Origin of the sequence: Komagataeibacter sp. FXV3 (assembly GCF_015155755.1) — a bacterium.
Lineage (GTDB): Bacteria > Pseudomonadota > Alphaproteobacteria > Acetobacterales > Acetobacteraceae > Komagataeibacter.
On record NZ_VWPI01000065.1, the window covers coordinates 1 to 13,022 of the forward strand.

Annotated in this window: 26 protein-coding genes; 13 read left to right on the forward strand and 13 right to left on the reverse strand. The window is 55.4% G+C overall.

Annotated elements, in window-relative coordinates; translation table 11 throughout:
* From F1542_RS17130 to F1542_RS06395, 3 genes are all read left to right on the forward strand, one after another.
* Window positions 1–180: hypothetical protein (locus tag F1542_RS17130; protein ID WP_227672534.1), on the forward strand; the 180-nt coding region annotated here is incomplete at its 5' end.
* An 869-nt stretch (window positions 181–1,049) separates the two neighbouring features.
* A complete protein-coding gene (locus F1542_RS06390; RefSeq protein ID WP_193732309.1) occupies window positions 1,050–1,304 on the forward strand; it encodes a type II toxin-antitoxin system HicA family toxin in 255 nt (84 codons plus the stop codon).
* Window positions 1,301–1,633, forward strand: coding sequence for a type II toxin-antitoxin system HicB family antitoxin (locus tag F1542_RS06395; protein ID WP_193732310.1), 333 nt, complete (start codon window positions 1,301–1,303; stop codon window positions 1,631–1,633). The genes F1542_RS06390 and F1542_RS06395 overlap by 4 nt, the downstream gene beginning before the upstream one ends.
* A gap of 19 nt (window positions 1,634–1,652) precedes the next feature.
* Here F1542_RS06395 and F1542_RS17360 read toward each other — a convergent pair whose 3' ends face one another.
* The 8 genes from F1542_RS17360 to F1542_RS06430 form a co-directional block, all read right to left on the reverse strand.
* Complete coding sequence (locus F1542_RS17360; protein WP_256431443.1) at window positions 1,653–1,775, reverse strand: hypothetical protein; 123 nt, start codon at window positions 1,773–1,775, stop codon at window positions 1,653–1,655.
* Between the two features lie 106 nt (window positions 1,776–1,881).
* On the reverse strand, window positions 1,882–2,082 hold the full coding sequence (locus tag F1542_RS06400; RefSeq protein WP_019087042.1) for a hypothetical protein: 201 nt from the start codon (window positions 2,080–2,082) through the stop codon (window positions 1,882–1,884).
* A gap of 1 nt (window position 2,083) precedes the next feature.
* On the reverse strand, window positions 2,084–2,446 hold the full coding sequence (locus tag F1542_RS06405) for a hypothetical protein (RefSeq protein WP_193732311.1): 363 nt from the start codon (window positions 2,444–2,446) through the stop codon (window positions 2,084–2,086).
* 9 nt (window positions 2,447–2,455) lie between these two features.
* The gene (locus tag F1542_RS06410; RefSeq protein WP_193732312.1) at window positions 2,456–2,851 is read right to left on the reverse strand and encodes a hypothetical protein; all 396 of its coding nucleotides are present in this window, start codon (window positions 2,849–2,851) and stop codon (window positions 2,456–2,458) included.
* Window positions 2,838–3,188, reverse strand: a complete 351-nt coding sequence (locus F1542_RS06415) for a hypothetical protein (protein ID WP_193732313.1) — start codon at window positions 3,186–3,188, stop codon at window positions 2,838–2,840. The genes F1542_RS06410 and F1542_RS06415 overlap by 14 nt, the downstream gene beginning before the upstream one ends.
* Window positions 3,185–3,598, reverse strand: coding sequence for a structural protein (locus tag F1542_RS06420; protein WP_193732314.1), 414 nt, complete (start codon window positions 3,596–3,598; stop codon window positions 3,185–3,187). Before F1542_RS06420 ends, F1542_RS06415 begins: the two co-directional genes overlap by 4 nt.
* The gene (locus tag F1542_RS06425) at window positions 3,595–3,987 is read right to left on the reverse strand and encodes a hypothetical protein (RefSeq protein ID WP_193732315.1); all 393 of its coding nucleotides are present in this window, start codon (window positions 3,985–3,987) and stop codon (window positions 3,595–3,597) included. Before F1542_RS06425 ends, F1542_RS06420 begins: the two co-directional genes overlap by 4 nt.
* Window positions 3,987–4,280, reverse strand: a complete 294-nt coding sequence (locus F1542_RS06430; RefSeq protein WP_193732316.1) for a hypothetical protein — start codon at window positions 4,278–4,280, stop codon at window positions 3,987–3,989. The genes F1542_RS06425 and F1542_RS06430 overlap by 1 nt, the downstream gene beginning before the upstream one ends.
* 159 nt (window positions 4,281–4,439) lie before the next feature.
* Between F1542_RS06430 and F1542_RS06435 the strand changes: the two genes are divergently transcribed.
* Both F1542_RS06435 and F1542_RS06440 read left to right on the forward strand, forming a co-directional pair.
* Window positions 4,440–4,730 (forward strand): type II toxin-antitoxin system RelE/ParE family toxin, encoded by a 291-nt coding sequence (locus tag F1542_RS06435; RefSeq protein WP_193732317.1) that lies wholly within the window; start codon window positions 4,440–4,442, stop codon window positions 4,728–4,730.
* Window positions 4,720–5,019, forward strand: coding sequence for a HigA family addiction module antitoxin (locus F1542_RS06440; RefSeq protein ID WP_193732318.1), 300 nt, complete (start codon window positions 4,720–4,722; stop codon window positions 5,017–5,019). The genes F1542_RS06435 and F1542_RS06440 overlap by 11 nt, the downstream gene beginning before the upstream one ends.
* 49 nt (window positions 5,020–5,068) lie before the next feature.
* Here F1542_RS06440 and F1542_RS06445 read toward each other — a convergent pair whose 3' ends face one another.
* From F1542_RS06445 to F1542_RS17495, 3 genes are read right to left on the reverse strand one after another with little or no spacing between them, the layout of a single operon-like run.
* Window positions 5,069–5,332 (reverse strand): hypothetical protein, encoded by a 264-nt coding sequence (locus tag F1542_RS06445; protein ID WP_193732319.1) that lies wholly within the window; start codon window positions 5,330–5,332, stop codon window positions 5,069–5,071.
* Window positions 5,329–6,126, reverse strand: a complete 798-nt coding sequence (locus F1542_RS06450) for a phage regulatory protein/antirepressor Ant (RefSeq protein WP_227672535.1) — start codon at window positions 6,124–6,126, stop codon at window positions 5,329–5,331. Before F1542_RS06450 ends, F1542_RS06445 begins: the two co-directional genes overlap by 4 nt.
* A 13-nt stretch (window positions 6,127–6,139) precedes the next feature.
* A complete protein-coding gene (locus F1542_RS17495) occupies window positions 6,140–6,325 on the reverse strand; it encodes an Arc family DNA-binding protein (protein WP_193732320.1) in 186 nt (61 codons plus the stop codon).
* Window positions 6,326–6,421: 96 nt separating this feature from the next.
* On the opposite strand from F1542_RS17495, the gene F1542_RS06460 reads away from it, so the two are divergent.
* Window positions 6,422–6,730, forward strand: coding sequence for an Arc family DNA-binding protein (locus tag F1542_RS06460; protein ID WP_193732321.1), 309 nt, complete (start codon window positions 6,422–6,424; stop codon window positions 6,728–6,730).
* Window positions 6,731–6,787: 57 nt separating this feature from the next.
* Here F1542_RS06460 and F1542_RS17500 read toward each other — a convergent pair whose 3' ends face one another.
* A complete protein-coding gene (locus F1542_RS17500; protein WP_408886241.1) occupies window positions 6,788–6,967 on the reverse strand; it encodes an Arc family DNA-binding protein in 180 nt (59 codons plus the stop codon).
* Window positions 6,968–7,036: 69 nt separating this feature from the next.
* Here F1542_RS17500 and F1542_RS06470 point away from each other — a divergent pair, with 69 nt between their 5' ends.
* The 7 genes from F1542_RS06470 to F1542_RS06495 all read left to right on the forward strand — a co-directional run bounded on the left by F1542_RS06470 (window position 7,037) and on the right by F1542_RS06495 (window position 10,873).
* The gene (locus F1542_RS06470) at window positions 7,037–7,342 is read left to right on the forward strand and encodes an Arc family DNA-binding protein (RefSeq protein WP_193732323.1); all 306 of its coding nucleotides are present in this window, start codon (window positions 7,037–7,039) and stop codon (window positions 7,340–7,342) included.
* Between the two features lie 579 nt (window positions 7,343–7,921).
* Window positions 7,922–8,431 carry a Panacea domain-containing protein gene (locus tag F1542_RS06475; protein WP_193732324.1) on the forward strand — a complete coding sequence of 170 codons (510 nt, stop codon included), beginning with the start codon at window positions 7,922–7,924 and terminating at the stop codon, window positions 8,429–8,431.
* Window positions 8,431–8,835: a hypothetical protein gene (locus tag F1542_RS06480; RefSeq protein ID WP_193732325.1), complete on the forward strand. Its 405-nt coding sequence runs from the start codon at window positions 8,431–8,433 to the stop codon at window positions 8,833–8,835. Before F1542_RS06475 ends, F1542_RS06480 begins: the two co-directional genes overlap by 1 nt.
* 241 nt (window positions 8,836–9,076) lie before the next feature.
* On the forward strand, window positions 9,077–9,472 hold the full coding sequence (locus tag F1542_RS06485; RefSeq protein WP_193732326.1) for a type II toxin-antitoxin system HicB family antitoxin: 396 nt from the start codon (window positions 9,077–9,079) through the stop codon (window positions 9,470–9,472).
* A gap of 15 nt (window positions 9,473–9,487) precedes the next feature.
* On the forward strand, window positions 9,488–9,610 hold the full coding sequence (locus F1542_RS17365) for a hypothetical protein (RefSeq protein ID WP_256431444.1): 123 nt from the start codon (window positions 9,488–9,490) through the stop codon (window positions 9,608–9,610).
* A 382-nt stretch (window positions 9,611–9,992) separates the two neighbouring features.
* Complete coding sequence (locus F1542_RS06490) at window positions 9,993–10,433, forward strand: hypothetical protein (RefSeq protein ID WP_193732327.1); 441 nt, start codon at window positions 9,993–9,995, stop codon at window positions 10,431–10,433.
* Entirely contained in the window at window positions 10,409–10,873 is a 465-nt protein-coding gene (locus tag F1542_RS06495) for a hypothetical protein (protein WP_193732328.1), read from the forward strand. Before F1542_RS06490 ends, F1542_RS06495 begins: the two co-directional genes overlap by 25 nt.
* Window positions 10,874–10,876: 3 nt before the next feature.
* Here F1542_RS06495 and F1542_RS06500 read toward each other — a convergent pair whose 3' ends face one another.
* The gene (locus F1542_RS06500; protein ID WP_193732329.1) at window positions 10,877–12,769 is read right to left on the reverse strand and encodes a hypothetical protein; all 1,893 of its coding nucleotides are present in this window, start codon (window positions 12,767–12,769) and stop codon (window positions 10,877–10,879) included.
* Window positions 12,770–13,022 lie beyond the last annotated feature (253 nt).

A 13,022-nucleotide genomic window follows, 5' to 3' on the forward strand; every position in this document is an offset into this window, starting at 1 on the left:
ATCTGTTTTCTTGCCAAGGCACAGCGGTTCCATTTGCGCCCATTGGGCGTCTGTCAGTACGAAGCGATCCATACGGATTTTGAATCACATTTGGTGACTTTGAAAAAGTATAATTCCCAACAGACCCCAATTGGTTGTTTTCAAACAGTCTCTAAGATGGCCTTATGCTTTCCTGCATGAAACATTCAGGCGCAGCAACCAGTACCATGATGCGGAGACAGCTTATATCCAGTGTCATGTGAGATCGTCTGTCGTCCCTCATGCATATTCCAGCGTGGGGCATAACAGCAGACCTCTAACCCGGATATTGTCAGTACCGGGATGCATGCTAACCGATCCGGTACAACCATCCATCTGGCTGCTACAATCACACAAATCATACATGCGACTATTTGGCCCTGACTGGTATTCATGCGTACATGGCCTTTCCTCACCCGGATTACCGACAGACAATCTGAACCGGACATAAATCAGTGACGCAACGGACCAATTACCACGAGGTGCGCGTAACATCGGTCTTTACGACCGACCAGACCTGTCCGATCACATAGCACGGTCCCATCTGCCCTGACCTGCCTCATCCGGGAATTGACCAGAACGCCCAAACCGGGCGCAATGCAGGAAACGAACTGACATTGCACCACACCCAGATTCAATGACACATGAACCGGATCAGACGTTGCTGCCAGTAAAAAGACGATACCGTAGTCATGCAAAATGCAGCGGTTTTTGTGCATGGTAACATCTAGACGGCGGCGGAATACCTAGCTAAACAGACGATATGGAGAGGTGGCCGAGCGGTTGAAGGCAGCGGTCTTGAAAATCTCCGCCACTCTCCAATAAAATTCCAAAATCGTTTATTATCAATGCATTGATGTGCGTTCATGTTCCGCATGCAACGCCCTATTTCTGCCTTTCCGCACAGCAGGTCGGCACAAAAAGTGGCACAGCAATCGACGCTGGTCACCTGCCAGATTACGGGTGCCTCTCGGTCATAGCTCGGCATGTTTTTTGTTGAAAGTGATACCATAAATTAGTATCATTCCTACATGAAAGCCAAGCACCGCCGTACCCTCGAACTGATCTTCAAACGGCCTGTCTCTGGCAACGTCGCATGGAGCGACATTGAAGCCCTGTTTGTATCGCTTGGCGCCGAGGTGTCGGAACGTGAGGGTTCGCGCATTGGCGTGGTCCTGTTCGGGGAAATCAGGGTCTTTCACCGCCCTCATCCCAAACCGGATACGGACAAGGGTGCGGTGGCATCGGTGCGGAAATGGCTGGAGCAGAACGGAGTTACACCATGAACAACGTGATGGAAATTGGCGGCCACCGGGCCGTCATCCAGTTTGACCCGGAGATCAGCATGTTCCGGGGCGAGTTCCTTGGCTTGAATGGTGGGGCGGACTTCTATGCCGACAGCGTGGAGGGACTGCGCAAGGAAGGTGAGACCTCGCTCCGCGTGTTTCTGGAGATGTGCGAGGAAAAGGGAATCGAGCCCACGAAGCGCTATTCCGGCAAGTTCCAGGTTCGCCTGTCGCCAGATGTCCATGCCCGCGCTGCTGAAATCGCGGCCGCCCGCGGTGTGAGCCTGAACCGGCTTGTCCAGGATGCCCTGGAACTGGTGGAGCGGTAAGGTTCACCCATCGATCAGATCATGGCGCTGGCGGCCCAAGGTTATCGCGCACATAGCGCTGGTGGTCGCGGCGCTCCACAAAGTAGATCACCCACGCCAGTACGGACTGCGCTCCGATGATGCCAAGCGCCGCCCATATCATTCCTCACCACCATGCCGATAGCAGTCGCGCGCGAACGCGATGAGCAGGTAGCCCACCGCGCAGGCTGCCCCCAGCACGAAGCCGAGGGCCAATCCGGAATAGAAGTTCACGACGCCTGAATGGCCGCATTGTCGGCCTTGCACTTGGCGTAAATCGCCTCGATGTCAGCCGCGGTCGGCCCCGTCCCGCTCTTGGTCTGTTCGACCGCCTGCACGATGGTGGTCCATGCCTCGGGCCCGTATTTCTCGATCAGGCCGATGACGGTGGTGGCGCCGCTTACGATGGCGCTCAGTTCTGCTGCATCCATGTCAGTTGCTCCCCGTGGTCGTGGTCGCCTGCGCATCAGCCAGCGCAGACTGTAGCCCAGCCAGTGCGCTTTCGGCGGTGGAAACGGTTGTGGTTGTAAGACTGTCGCCCGCGGTGATCGCGTTATCCAGCGTGGTAAGCGGGGTCAGGGCAGTATCGGCAGCCGCCTTGATCTCGGACTTGACGGTGGCATTCACGTTGCCGCTGGCCAGATAGGCTTCGGCACCGGTGGCGGCTACATGGTAGGCGCTCATGGTGTCGTATGCGGCCTTCTGCAGGTTCACCTGCTTGTCGGATGCACAGGCTCCGAGGGTGGCCAGAGAGAGGATGGCGGCACAGGCCGCCAGGCGGGGTCGTTTGGTCATGTCGGTTCCTTAGGATGTCGGCCATGCACCGGGCGTGAAGCACACCCAGCTATTCGTGGCGGTGCAGAGATAGATGCCGGTTGCGGCAAAGATGATCTGGCCCGGCGTGCCGGTGGCTGTTGCCGAAGCGGGTGGTGTCCCGATCTGGACGGTTCCATCGAACACGCCGGTTATGGCTCCGGTCACTTCCCCAGAATATGTGCTTCCATCCGTAGATAGGTCGGCAGTCTTGTTATTCAGAGCATCCAGACTGCTGGTATGCCCCGACACAGTGCCTTCCAGATCATCCAGCAGCGACGTGAGGGGGGCTGTAGCCTGAGAAATGGCCATGGCTGTCTCGCGCTGGGTCCAGTATTTACCAGCGTCAAACCGATCCGGCCGCCGGATGGGGTTAGGTGTTCCCATTGGCCGCCTGCTCGGGTTTGCCCTTTTTGTTCAGGACCGGAATGCCGGCCGAGGACACGGCCTGCTTGGCAGCGGGCTTGTCCGCCAGCGGCACGCGCACGCCCGACTGCCCCGGCTTGAAGTGGTTTTCTGCCCAGCCGATGTTCAGGCCGATGGCGGTCATGACCTGATAGGCCACGGCCCACCGACTTCCTGCGTGGGGCGGCGGGATCGTCGCGGATGCCGCCGAGCAGGCGAACACGAACACGGCGGCGTAAAGCGTGTACTGTTCCGGCACCTCATTGAGCAGCAACAGGACGAAAGCCCCGATGCCGCCGAATTTTGCGGCTGTGTTCATTTGCCGTCTCCCTCAAGCGCCCGGTCGATCTGGTCCGGGCTGAGATGCCCCGGCCCGTTCTCTATGGTCGTGATGCCTTCAATCAGCCCCCGCATGGTGGCCGGTTCGCGCAGGTCGATAACAGTATCGGCCTGCACGCCCATGTGGCGACACAGGCTGGTAATGTAGGCGCTGGTTGCGTTCTCGGTGGGTGGCGCATAGACCGATATGATGCTTGCGACCGTAGTCAGGCCCCTTTCTGCGTAGCGCAGCAACTGGTCACGCAGGGCGCGGATACCATCCGTCAGGGTAGGGAAAGCGGCAAAGCGCGGTTCCGCCACGCCGGTTTCCAGATGCGCGCCGGGCTGTCCCACAAAATCAAGGTTGCCGGGATTGTTGTTGCGGATGCCGCGGGGAACGTATGTGCTCATGGCCCGTATCCGAACGCGCGCTTGCACAACGACCACGCCGCATCGCCAATCTGCCCCCAGCCCAGCAGGCCGGTCGCCAGCACGATGAAGGTCATGGTCACCCATGACGTCAGTTTCAGGCCGCCCTCAATGCTGGACAGACGGCCGGATATTTCGGTATCGCGCTCGGCCGCCGTATCGGACATGGCATCCACACGGGCCATGACTTCGCGCCGGGTCTGGGCAGCGTTATCACTTACCGACCGGGTCAAGTCGCGCCGCAGGTCGGAGAACTGCTGGGAAAGTGTGGCCAAGCCATCGCGAAGGTTATCGTGGCCGCCCTCGACCTTGGCCACGCGTTCACGCACCACGGCCACTTCCTCGGCCGTTGCATATCGGGGTTCGGCCATCAGTGAGATACCGCCTCACCGGACACGCCCGTCCAGGCGGTGCCGTTCCACAGCACCAACACGCCAGCACTACCACTGCCGATCCTGCAGTCAGAACAGAAGGAAGGAACGCCGATCTGGCCCGATGCGGGCAGTGCTGCGTATGTGGTGGAAAGCGGAACGCCTATGCCCTGAGACCCCGGTGTCTGCGCGCCGAAGTCAAACAGGCCGTGATCCATGGGGGACGTAGGTGCGGCATGCGCCTGCACCGTGACAAGAAGGCTGGCGGCTGCCAGAAGATGAAAGAAGCGCATGCCGTCCCCGAAACTGAATTGTCAGGATTTCGGGGTATGGGTGGTTTGTTAGTACGGTGTGGGATGGGAGGCATGTTTATACCCCACATGCCGCAATCCATCAGCGCCAGCGTAAAGCATCACTTGACGCCCTCTGCGTAAAGCCATACTTTACTCTCGATGGAGATCGAAAGCATCAGACACAAAGGGCTGCGCCGGTTTTTCGAGACAGGTAACCCCAAGGGAATCGTGGGAGATACCACCCGCCTGCGCAAAATGCTGGCCTTTATCGACGCTGCGACATCACTGGATGAACTTTCGGTTCCACCCAATTACGGCCTGCATGCCCTGTCGGGTGATCGGGCCGGCACATGGTCCATGACCATAACGCGCAACTGGCGCCTGACCTTCCGGGTCAATGACCAAGGCGCGCTGGAAGATATGGATATGGAGGACTATCATGGCACTTAAGATGCACCCGTCCCTTGCCGTAAACGTAGGCGACTGGATCAGGACGGAACTGGTTGAGCCTCATGGCCTGAAGATCAAGGACCTGGCCGAGCATTTCGGGGTATCGCGGCAGGCACTGAGCGCCCTGCTGAACGGTCGCGCCCACCTGTCCGCCGATATGGCAATCCGGTTTGAAAAGGCATTCGGCGTGAAGGCCGATACCCTGATGCGCATGCAGGTGGCGTGGGACATGGCGCAGGCCCGCACGCATGAGGCCGACCTGAATGTGCGGCCCCTTGTCGCAGCATAACAGTCTGGTTGCGTCCCCTCCCCGCACAGGCAGGAAGGGAACGTGGCGCCTACCGGCCTAACTGCCGGGTGCGCTCCTGCTTGATCCGCTGCACGTCATTCCACATCTGCATGATGCCGTGCGCAGCGGCCCGCAGGCTACGCTCGCAGTTGTCGGTATTGGCCTTGTCTGGATGGTGGTAGATACGGGTGCAGACGGCCAGCGCCTTGCCCAGTTCACCCGCGACCTCGGTAGAAGTCAGGGGCTGCGCATCTTCAAAAAAGTCGGGCTTTTGCGGCTGGGAATCGGCGGTCTGTGCAATATCCTGCTTCATATCGGCGTTGCTCCCGAGCGATGCGCGAAAGGGCGCGGGGTTGCCTTCCGGGCCAGTCCGGCCGCCAGCGTGGTGTCATCGTCCGGCACGTCACCGATGATTGTCCGGATCTTCGCCAGCCCCTTCTGCGTAATCATCGGCTGGCCCACGCCTTCGACATAGCCGCTCCGCTTGACCTCGACGTTCTTGGACTCCATCAGACCCGCCTTGATCTTGTCGGCATAGGCGCACTTGCGGCCGGTGACGCTGTGAATATAAAGCCAGCCGAGTTCGATCAGCCGGTTGATGAACTTCCGCTCCGGCCACCCGCACTGCTGGGCCGCGGAACGCAGGTTATGGACGCCTTCGAGAGATGCCAGTTTCTGCAGCGCCCCAGCCTGCGGAGCCAGTTCCGCAATCTCCTGATCCTTGGCCTCAAGCGCCTTCTGCTGTTCAAGGGCCAGCGTCAGGGCTTCGACCATGTTGGCTGGGGCCTTGATGGCCGGAGCCTGCTGGGCTTCAAGTTCCATCCAGCGGCGGACTACCTTCAAGCGAAGGTCAGCGCGGTAGCCGAGAATGAGATTGTAGGTCAGGTCGCGGGGAAGCTTATAACAGCGATATTCCTGACCATTCTGTGGGTTTGTGTAAGTGTCCTCAAAATTGAGGACACCCATCCCGACATCCTTGAGCATTTTTTCAATGTCACGGACCACGTTGTCATGACGCTTCCCTGTCAGGTCCGCAATCTCACGGCTAGACATACTGATCGCATTTTTGATGGAAGCTGCGGGATAAAATGTGTTAGAAATTGACATTGCTGTTTGTTCCTTATTCAGCGTGAGAAGCAGCGGGATCGGTCGCCAAACTTGCTCCCGCTGCCTTTTCTGTTTGAGATGCATGAGAAAGCCAAAAAAGAACTTCTGCGTTCTGGCTTCTATGGTTTCTTTCTGCTGATGCTCGTATCCAATTTTTGAGATACCTCGGTAGACGCAATCGCATGTGCTCTTGTTCCATCTCTCCCTTCCCTTTATGACGCAAAGTGCGTCATGCCACTTTTGTGTGCCAATGTGCGTTATTGATGTCAAGCGCAAAATGCGTCATGTTTGCGTCATGGCAGACGATGATGCACATTTCCGACTTCGAATCCCCCGCGACCTAAAGACGTGGGTGGAAGCAAGCGCGCGCGAAAATAAGCGATCTATCAATGCGGAAATATTAAACTGCATAGAGTTAGTGAAAAGTGGATTAATAAATAATAACATCAAAGTATCGGAAGATATTTTTAAAAATTTTGATCAAAAAGACATTTTTACTATTGTGGAATTAGCTAATACCCAAGCTACAATAAAGGCTCAGATTCAGGAATTGCACAAAAATCAAATCCATTTGCAAAAACTAGTTTCCCAAATAAAAAAATAACGTTCCTCAAAGCTATATACTATAAATGAGAACAGCAGCATCGGATGTGCTGCCAGACTAATCCGACGCCTTTTCTGTTTCTGCAAGATTGCGGACGATGCTCAGAAATTCCTTGTTGATACTCCGATCATTTTTTGCCGCCCGCGCCCGCAGATAGTGCAGAAGCGATCGCTCCATTCGGAATGTTATGCTTACTGTTTCTGTCATTTCTCCCTCGCGCAACCATATTGGTTTCATCCATCATATGGCAGAGCAACCATTTTGGTGTCAATTGAAAAAGTGCAACCATTGTGGTTAGTATTTTGCATGACTGATGAGCGCCGCGTGCCCATAACCCTGCGTATGCCGAGGGAACTTTTGGACCGTTTAAAAGCGGCTGCCGACGCGCGCTCGCATTCCATGAACGCAGAGATCATACAACGCCTTGAACAATCCCTGCCCATCAATGGACCACTATCAGAAATCAGTCCGGATAAATTAAGCCAAGACGAATCTTCATTGATCGAACTTTGGCGAAAAATGGATAGCCCCCACCGCGAGGCAGTTCTGCATGTAGTTATTGGATTAACTAGAGTAAGTATTCTGAAAGAAAAAGGAATACTGAAAGAATAATTTTATATTACAATCTGTTTATAGGTGGGGACTGAAAATTGCATGAATAATTCAAAAATTCCTTCATCCCTGTATGGGAGAAAATACCCTCTAAGAGACTAGACTTCCATATCCTGAAGTGCCCCCGTTTCCCACGCGATCAATTTCGCGCTCCATCATCCAGGCATCTTCTTCGCCACAATGCCTGCCTCTTTTCCCGCTATAATCGTCTGACTGAATAACTCGTGAGGGAAAGATTAAAACGACGAGGCACCGTCCTTAATCGATGTGCGGAACATCCGAAATCTCGCAATATGATTCGTGAGGTTGCAACCGATATGTCGCCAACCCATATATAGTCCTAGAATGAAAACATGGGAATAATTTCCTATTTTCTTGCGCATTTTAGTCTTTAGATGCAAAATTCACACGTAGGGGATATCCTTGGGTGTCTGAATGACGTTGTATGCACAAACATTGTGTGTGCGTTTTCGTCCACGCACGATGGGATAGAAGCCGGTTCAACCTGGGCGTGAGAGCGTTTCAGGCTATCGGTATCGAAAGAGTTTGGTGGAGGCATTTAGTCAGGGAGGTCATGTGATGCCTAATCATAATGTTGCGGCGATCGCTAACGAATTCCTCCGTCGGGCCAAAGCCGAAGGACGGCCGCTGACTAACATGCAGCTTCAAAAGTTGCCTTATATCGCTCATGGTTGGGCATTGGCTGGAATGGGCATAGACCATCCACTGATTAACGAGCAGCCTCGCGCATGGAGATATGGTCCCGTTTATCCCGATCTATATAGAGAATTGAAAAAATATGGATCAGGAAAGGTGTGTGATTACATCCGAGAAAATGATGGATGCAACACTGACGGTGGCCCCATTATTCAATGCACCCTTACGCCGGAAGAGACACGTCTTATTGACGCAATCTGGAATATTTATGGCAATAAAGATGGAATCGAATTATCTGCAATAACGCATCTGACTAATAGCCCTTGGGATCAGATAAGACGTGAATATGGCGACGCTTACATTCCAAATAATATAATTGAGAAATATTACTCTGATCTATCAAGAAGAAATGAAGAGAATAAAGAAAAATAATGTCTTTAGACTCTATAATTTCTGCATTAGGAACTGAACCGGAGCCAGATACAGCATCAAAGGAATTAGCCTTAGACGGGAGAGAAGATCTTTCCCGTCACTCTGCATTTGCTCATAAATTACGCCATGAATATATAGACGAAATAAAAAGAATAGGAAAAATAAAAGAAGAATTTGCCAATGGAATACTAAAATTTCTTTGGGCATTCTCATCATTTTGTGCGATTGTTGTTGTAATGCAAGCCTATCCTCAATTGGGCTTTCATCTCGATAAATCTATAATTTTAACTCTTGTAGGCGGCACTTTTGCTAGCGCTATTAGCCTTGTCGCAATAGTTCTCAGAGGATTATTTAAAGTAGAGAAGGAACCTCCTCCTCTCTCTAAAGAAGATGAGAAAAAATAAAATCTATAGTGAAAACACCCATATTCTACTCCCCCAAAGACGTAGAAGGCCTGGCAGAAAAGTTCTTCAAGCTGCATTACCCACATCGGCAGTGGAATGGTCAGACGATTACGACAAAGCGCCAACTCGGAACTGATTCCGTCATATCCGAAGATTACGCAACGCCCGCTGAGCAGGCGCATTTCCGGGCGCTGACGCGGGAGCAGTTGGAAAGGCCGCTGTAACCTGCCACAAGGGATGCATGCGTTATCCAATCGTAATTGAACGTGGCTCTGAAACAACAGCGTATGGCGTGATCGTTCCGGACCTTCCAGGCTGTTTTTCGGCGGGCGACACCTTTGAAGAGGCCATGAACAATGCGCCTGAAGCCATAACCCTGTGGATTGAGTGTGCTCTCGATGACGGGGAGAGCATCCCTGCCCCATCGCCCCTTGATGTCCTGATGAACAACCCGGAGTGGTCAGGGCCTGAATGGGTATGGGCTTTTGCGCAGGTTGATCCGGCTCTACTTGATGAAACGCCTGAACATATCAGCGTTACGCTGCCCCGCCGGGTTCTGCTGCGCCTGGACGCCCAAGCTGGCATTGCAGGGGAAGCACGGTCGGACTGCATCGCTAGACTGATCCTCAATGCATAACTGAAAACAGGGCAAATGATGGATATCAAGCCGATCAGGAATGATGACGATCTGGATGCCGTCATCACCGAGGTCGGTCGATTGATGGACCTGAACCCCGAGCGAGGCATCCCCTCTCTTCCTCCACACCACGAATAATGCCATCCTTCCCACGACGCGCCGTGACACGGTGTAATTCAGCCTGCCGTAGGGCATCCCTTTCGGGATGTACCGCTTGTGGGGTTCATGGCTGGCCCCACCGGTGCGTCACTCTCCCCTTAAAAAATTCCTTATTCCCCTGATACAAAATGAGATTATCCAGACACGCATCCGATACGCGCATCATTTAAGACTCTCTCTCATCTGAAGGGAGGTCGTCATGATAAAGAAAATCGTCTTTCTGGCGCTGGCAATGCTGGCGGCCGCAGTGACCAGCTATCCCACGATCACCAATGCACATCGGGCCGTTGCGCCAGCTTCCCTTTTTGACCAGCGGTGAGGTGCGTTGACCCGACTCCCTCCGTGCCGCCACGATTAAGGGATGAGTGCTGAAGCAGAATATGCGGATCAGTGGGAAGATTTGGCCAAAGACGAACTTGAATCGGCACAGGCCATGCTTGCCGCGCGCAAATGGAAAAATGCCTACCAGCATGCCGGCATCGCGGTGGAATGTGCCCTGAAATGCAGGATCATGCGCGTTTCAGGCATGAACCAGTGGCCGACGCGATCAGAACGCCGCGACCTCTACACGCATGATCTGGAAGACCTGCTTGCCATCTGCGGACTGGAAGACAGCCTCAACGAAGATCTGCTATCCGCCCTTCCTTCCCGTCACGCCAGGGCATGGTTGATTATCAAGGACTGGAACATAAATATGCGGTATCATGTCCCAAGCGCCTTCCCGCGGGCTGTGGCTGAAAGCGCAGTGCAGGCTATTGATACGATGGGGTTGGTAACATGGCTGTTACAACGATTACCGTGAGCACGGAACGTCGGGACGCAGGGTACGAACTGCTCCGCAAGACTGACGATCTTGGCTTCGATGCGATTGGCGCTGGATGGTATCAGGCCAAGGAAGCAGGGCGCTGGCGCTTCTTTCTTGTAACCCCCATGATTGACAGTCAGGGACCGCGCTGGGTTTACGACCAGTTGATGGCCGCACTCCGTATTGTCAAAATTCCCGATGGCATAAAGCCGCTGGAAATCCATCTGGTAAGCCCGCAAGAGGAACGATTTTACGACCTGCGCAAACTGCTTCATGTTCCCACGTTCCCACAGGATCTGTTCCACATTCATGGTCCGAACGTAGAGAAATTGGGGATTTACGCGATGGTTCTGTATCGCATGAAAGATATGAACAATCGTGCAGGTGATACTGCGCGCCAGTTCGCGGCCAAGGTCAGGGAACTGGAAGACGCCTGATCTTTACTGCCCTACCGCCCTATAAGGATTCCACGTAGGCGACAGCCAGAACTTCTGCCCCTGGTTCTGCTGGATGCCCAGTTCGTAGCGTCTGAGGTATCCGGGGTTCATCATTTCCTGCAGGCGGTAGAACACTAGATAATCGAGGGCAGCGCGGGTGTAGAACAGGTTGCCGAAGGGTAGTTCCCGCCGGGCTTCCTGCAACAGGTTCATCTCGAAGGTCTTGCCTTTGGGGGCGTCGGCGCTCCCCAGCGCCATGTCGCGACTGTTGGCGAACAGCTTGAACAGGCTGCTGGCGTCCGAGAAGGTCGGACCTGCCAGCGTTTCGAGAAACGAATTGCCCATGCGGCTCTGCTCGCCGAACAGGAAATCACCATAGATCCCTGCTCCGCCGCCCTGCTGCATGGCGGCCAGAACCGTGCGCCAGTCGGCCGGGTTGCGCGGTTCCTTGCCCACGGCCATCGCCTTCAGGCTCATGGCCACGTAGCCCAGCACCGTTGTCGCCACGATCAGGTGCGCGATGCCCGCCACGTCCGCGCCGTCGCGTGTGACCTCCCTGCCCCACACGCGGCGGATGTGCGTCAGTGGGAAGGACTTGAACTGCATGAGCATACGCATGGCCTGCCCCAGAACCGGATTCACTCGGTCGGCGGCGGCGTAACTGCCCTGCATGAAGGCCTGCGTACGCGGATCGATTTCGGTCATGCCCTCGCGCACCTGGTCGATGATATAGGAGGACAGTTTGGATTGCAGTTCGTTGCGGGCTTCATCGTGGGTGATGGTGTCACGCAACAGTGGTTTCAGGTCGTCTTCGGTCAGGTGATCCAGTTCAGCCGGCAAGATATGCATGTTGCCGTCTGCCGCCTCCTTCGCCGTGCCGCGCAGGACGTTCCATTCAGCCTCGCCTATGCCGTATCGCGTCAGGGACTGGCGCAGCTTGGGGTGCAGGGCGTCGAAGTCCTTGCCCGCGTTCCGGCCAAGGTTGTGGGTCAGCATGGTGCCGAACCCTTCCTTCATGGCGTCGGTCCAGTATTGCAGACCGTTCAGGCGGTGGAAAAACTGCACCGTACGGCCCATCTTGCCCAGCGGGCCGTCCTCGCCATGGAAGCGCGTCATGATCGCGCCCAGCGTGCCATCAATCCCCACGCCCATCATGTGCGCGATCTGGCGCCGGTTGCGCGTGCCCTTGCTCAGTGCACCGGGCACCACGCTTTTCAGCGCGTTCATGTAGCTTTCCAGCAGCGGGATGCCGTTGTGGCGGGCCACGGATGCCGTGACCGCAATATCCGGCAGGGAGGACAGCACGACGCCCCCCAGCTTGGTGATGGCCTGATACGATCGCAGGTAGGCTCCAATAGCAGCAATGGTCTTGTTCTGTGGTGCGGCGGCCCGGCCCGTCACCACGTCGACCAGCGCGCCATCCTTCAGAGCCCGCAGTTTGTCCACCGTCTTGAAGTCGTTCCGGTCCTTGGCGGCAGATATGGCCCGGTCGGCCACATGGTCGAACATGGCCCGCGGATTGGTGCCCAGCGTGCGCATAACTGCGGCATTACGCGCGCCGCGCTCCATGCCCTGCATCACGCTGTCCAGCACGTTGCCCTGCCCGAACTGCTCGTTATAGGCCAGCCAGTCATCGGCCGATTTGAAGATCAGGCTGCGTTCCTGGCTGGCGCTCTTGGCGGCATTAGCCGGCCCCTTGAAACCGGAAAGCCAGTCCGATCCGTTGGCGCTTTCATGCACACCGGATGCCAGCGCCTGCCATGTCGCACGCAGGTAATGTTCCTCGCTGGTATCGGCATCCAGCCGGTCAAACGTGCGCGGGTCCAGCTTGGGCAGAATGCTGTCACGCCAGGCGCGGTAATCTTCCTCGCCGCCATTGCCCCGGATCTTCCACATGTCGTGGCTCTGACGGGTGACGTAATGTTCCTGCTTGCCAATCCATGCTCCGGCCTCGTTCTGCAGGGCGCGGACCTTTTCCTGATGGCGGTGCAGGTGTTGATTTTCACTGAGAACTGACCCGGGTTTTTCATCAGGAATTGACCCAGCCAGCTGCTATTTCAGGCATAGTCGGGCGGGCGGTCAAGAAGAGGATCTGTCCTTTCTGTTTTTTGACGCGGCGGTGCTGGCGCGGAACCTGTAGCTGTCATTT

Excerpts from the sequence above, each read along its gene's own strand:
- F1542_RS06390 (WP_193732309.1), top strand. The coding sequence starts at position 1,050 with ATGAAAGCCAAGCACCGCCGTACCCTCGAACTGATCTTCAAACGGCCT.
- F1542_RS06395 (WP_193732310.1), top strand. The coding sequence starts at position 1,301 with ATGAACAACGTGATGGAAATTGGCGGCCACCGGGCCGTCATCCAGTTT.
- F1542_RS17360 (WP_256431443.1), bottom strand. The coding sequence starts at position 1,775 with ATGATATGGGCGGCGCTTGGCATCATCGGAGCGCAGTCCGTACTGGCG.
- F1542_RS06400 (WP_019087042.1), bottom strand. The coding sequence starts at position 2,082 with ATGGATGCAGCAGAACTGAGCGCCATCGTAAGCGGCGCCACCACCGTC.
- F1542_RS06405 (WP_193732311.1), bottom strand. The coding sequence starts at position 2,446 with ATGACCAAACGACCCCGCCTGGCGGCCTGTGCCGCCATCCTCTCTCTG.
- F1542_RS06410 (WP_193732312.1), bottom strand. The coding sequence starts at position 2,851 with ATGGGAACACCTAACCCCATCCGGCGGCCGGATCGGTTTGACGCTGGT.
- F1542_RS06415 (WP_193732313.1), bottom strand. The coding sequence starts at position 3,188 with ATGAACACAGCCGCAAAATTCGGCGGCATCGGGGCTTTCGTCCTGTTG.
- F1542_RS06420 (WP_193732314.1), bottom strand. The coding sequence starts at position 3,598 with ATGAGCACATACGTTCCCCGCGGCATCCGCAACAACAATCCCGGCAAC.
- F1542_RS06425 (WP_193732315.1), bottom strand. The coding sequence starts at position 3,987 with ATGGCCGAACCCCGATATGCAACGGCCGAGGAAGTGGCCGTGGTGCGT.
- F1542_RS06430 (WP_193732316.1), bottom strand. The coding sequence starts at position 4,280 with ATGCGCTTCTTTCATCTTCTGGCAGCCGCCAGCCTTCTTGTCACGGTG.
- F1542_RS06435 (WP_193732317.1), top strand. The coding sequence starts at position 4,440 with ATGGAGATCGAAAGCATCAGACACAAAGGGCTGCGCCGGTTTTTCGAG.
- F1542_RS06440 (WP_193732318.1), top strand. The coding sequence starts at position 4,720 with ATGGCACTTAAGATGCACCCGTCCCTTGCCGTAAACGTAGGCGACTGG.
- F1542_RS06445 (WP_193732319.1), bottom strand. The coding sequence starts at position 5,332 with ATGAAGCAGGATATTGCACAGACCGCCGATTCCCAGCCGCAAAAGCCC.
- F1542_RS06450 (WP_227672535.1), bottom strand. The coding sequence starts at position 6,126 with ATGTCAATTTCTAACACATTTTATCCCGCAGCTTCCATCAAAAATGCG.
- F1542_RS17495 (WP_193732320.1), bottom strand. The coding sequence starts at position 6,325 with ATGGAACAAGAGCACATGCGATTGCGTCTACCGAGGTATCTCAAAAAT.
- F1542_RS06460 (WP_193732321.1), top strand. The coding sequence starts at position 6,422 with ATGGCAGACGATGATGCACATTTCCGACTTCGAATCCCCCGCGACCTA.
- F1542_RS17500 (WP_408886241.1), bottom strand. The coding sequence starts at position 6,967 with ATGAAACCAATATGGTTGCGCGAGGGAGAAATGACAGAAACAGTAAGC.
- F1542_RS06470 (WP_193732323.1), top strand. The coding sequence starts at position 7,037 with ATGACTGATGAGCGCCGCGTGCCCATAACCCTGCGTATGCCGAGGGAA.
- F1542_RS06475 (WP_193732324.1), top strand. The coding sequence starts at position 7,922 with ATGCCTAATCATAATGTTGCGGCGATCGCTAACGAATTCCTCCGTCGG.
- F1542_RS06480 (WP_193732325.1), top strand. The coding sequence starts at position 8,431 with ATGTCTTTAGACTCTATAATTTCTGCATTAGGAACTGAACCGGAGCCA.
- F1542_RS06485 (WP_193732326.1), top strand. The coding sequence starts at position 9,077 with ATGCGTTATCCAATCGTAATTGAACGTGGCTCTGAAACAACAGCGTAT.
- F1542_RS17365 (WP_256431444.1), top strand. The coding sequence starts at position 9,488 with ATGATGGATATCAAGCCGATCAGGAATGATGACGATCTGGATGCCGTC.
- F1542_RS06490 (WP_193732327.1), top strand. The coding sequence starts at position 9,993 with ATGAGTGCTGAAGCAGAATATGCGGATCAGTGGGAAGATTTGGCCAAA.
- F1542_RS06495 (WP_193732328.1), top strand. The coding sequence starts at position 10,409 with ATGGCTGTTACAACGATTACCGTGAGCACGGAACGTCGGGACGCAGGG.
- F1542_RS06500 (WP_193732329.1), bottom strand. The coding sequence starts at position 12,769 with ATGTGGAAGATCCGGGGCAATGGCGGCGAGGAAGATTACCGCGCCTGG.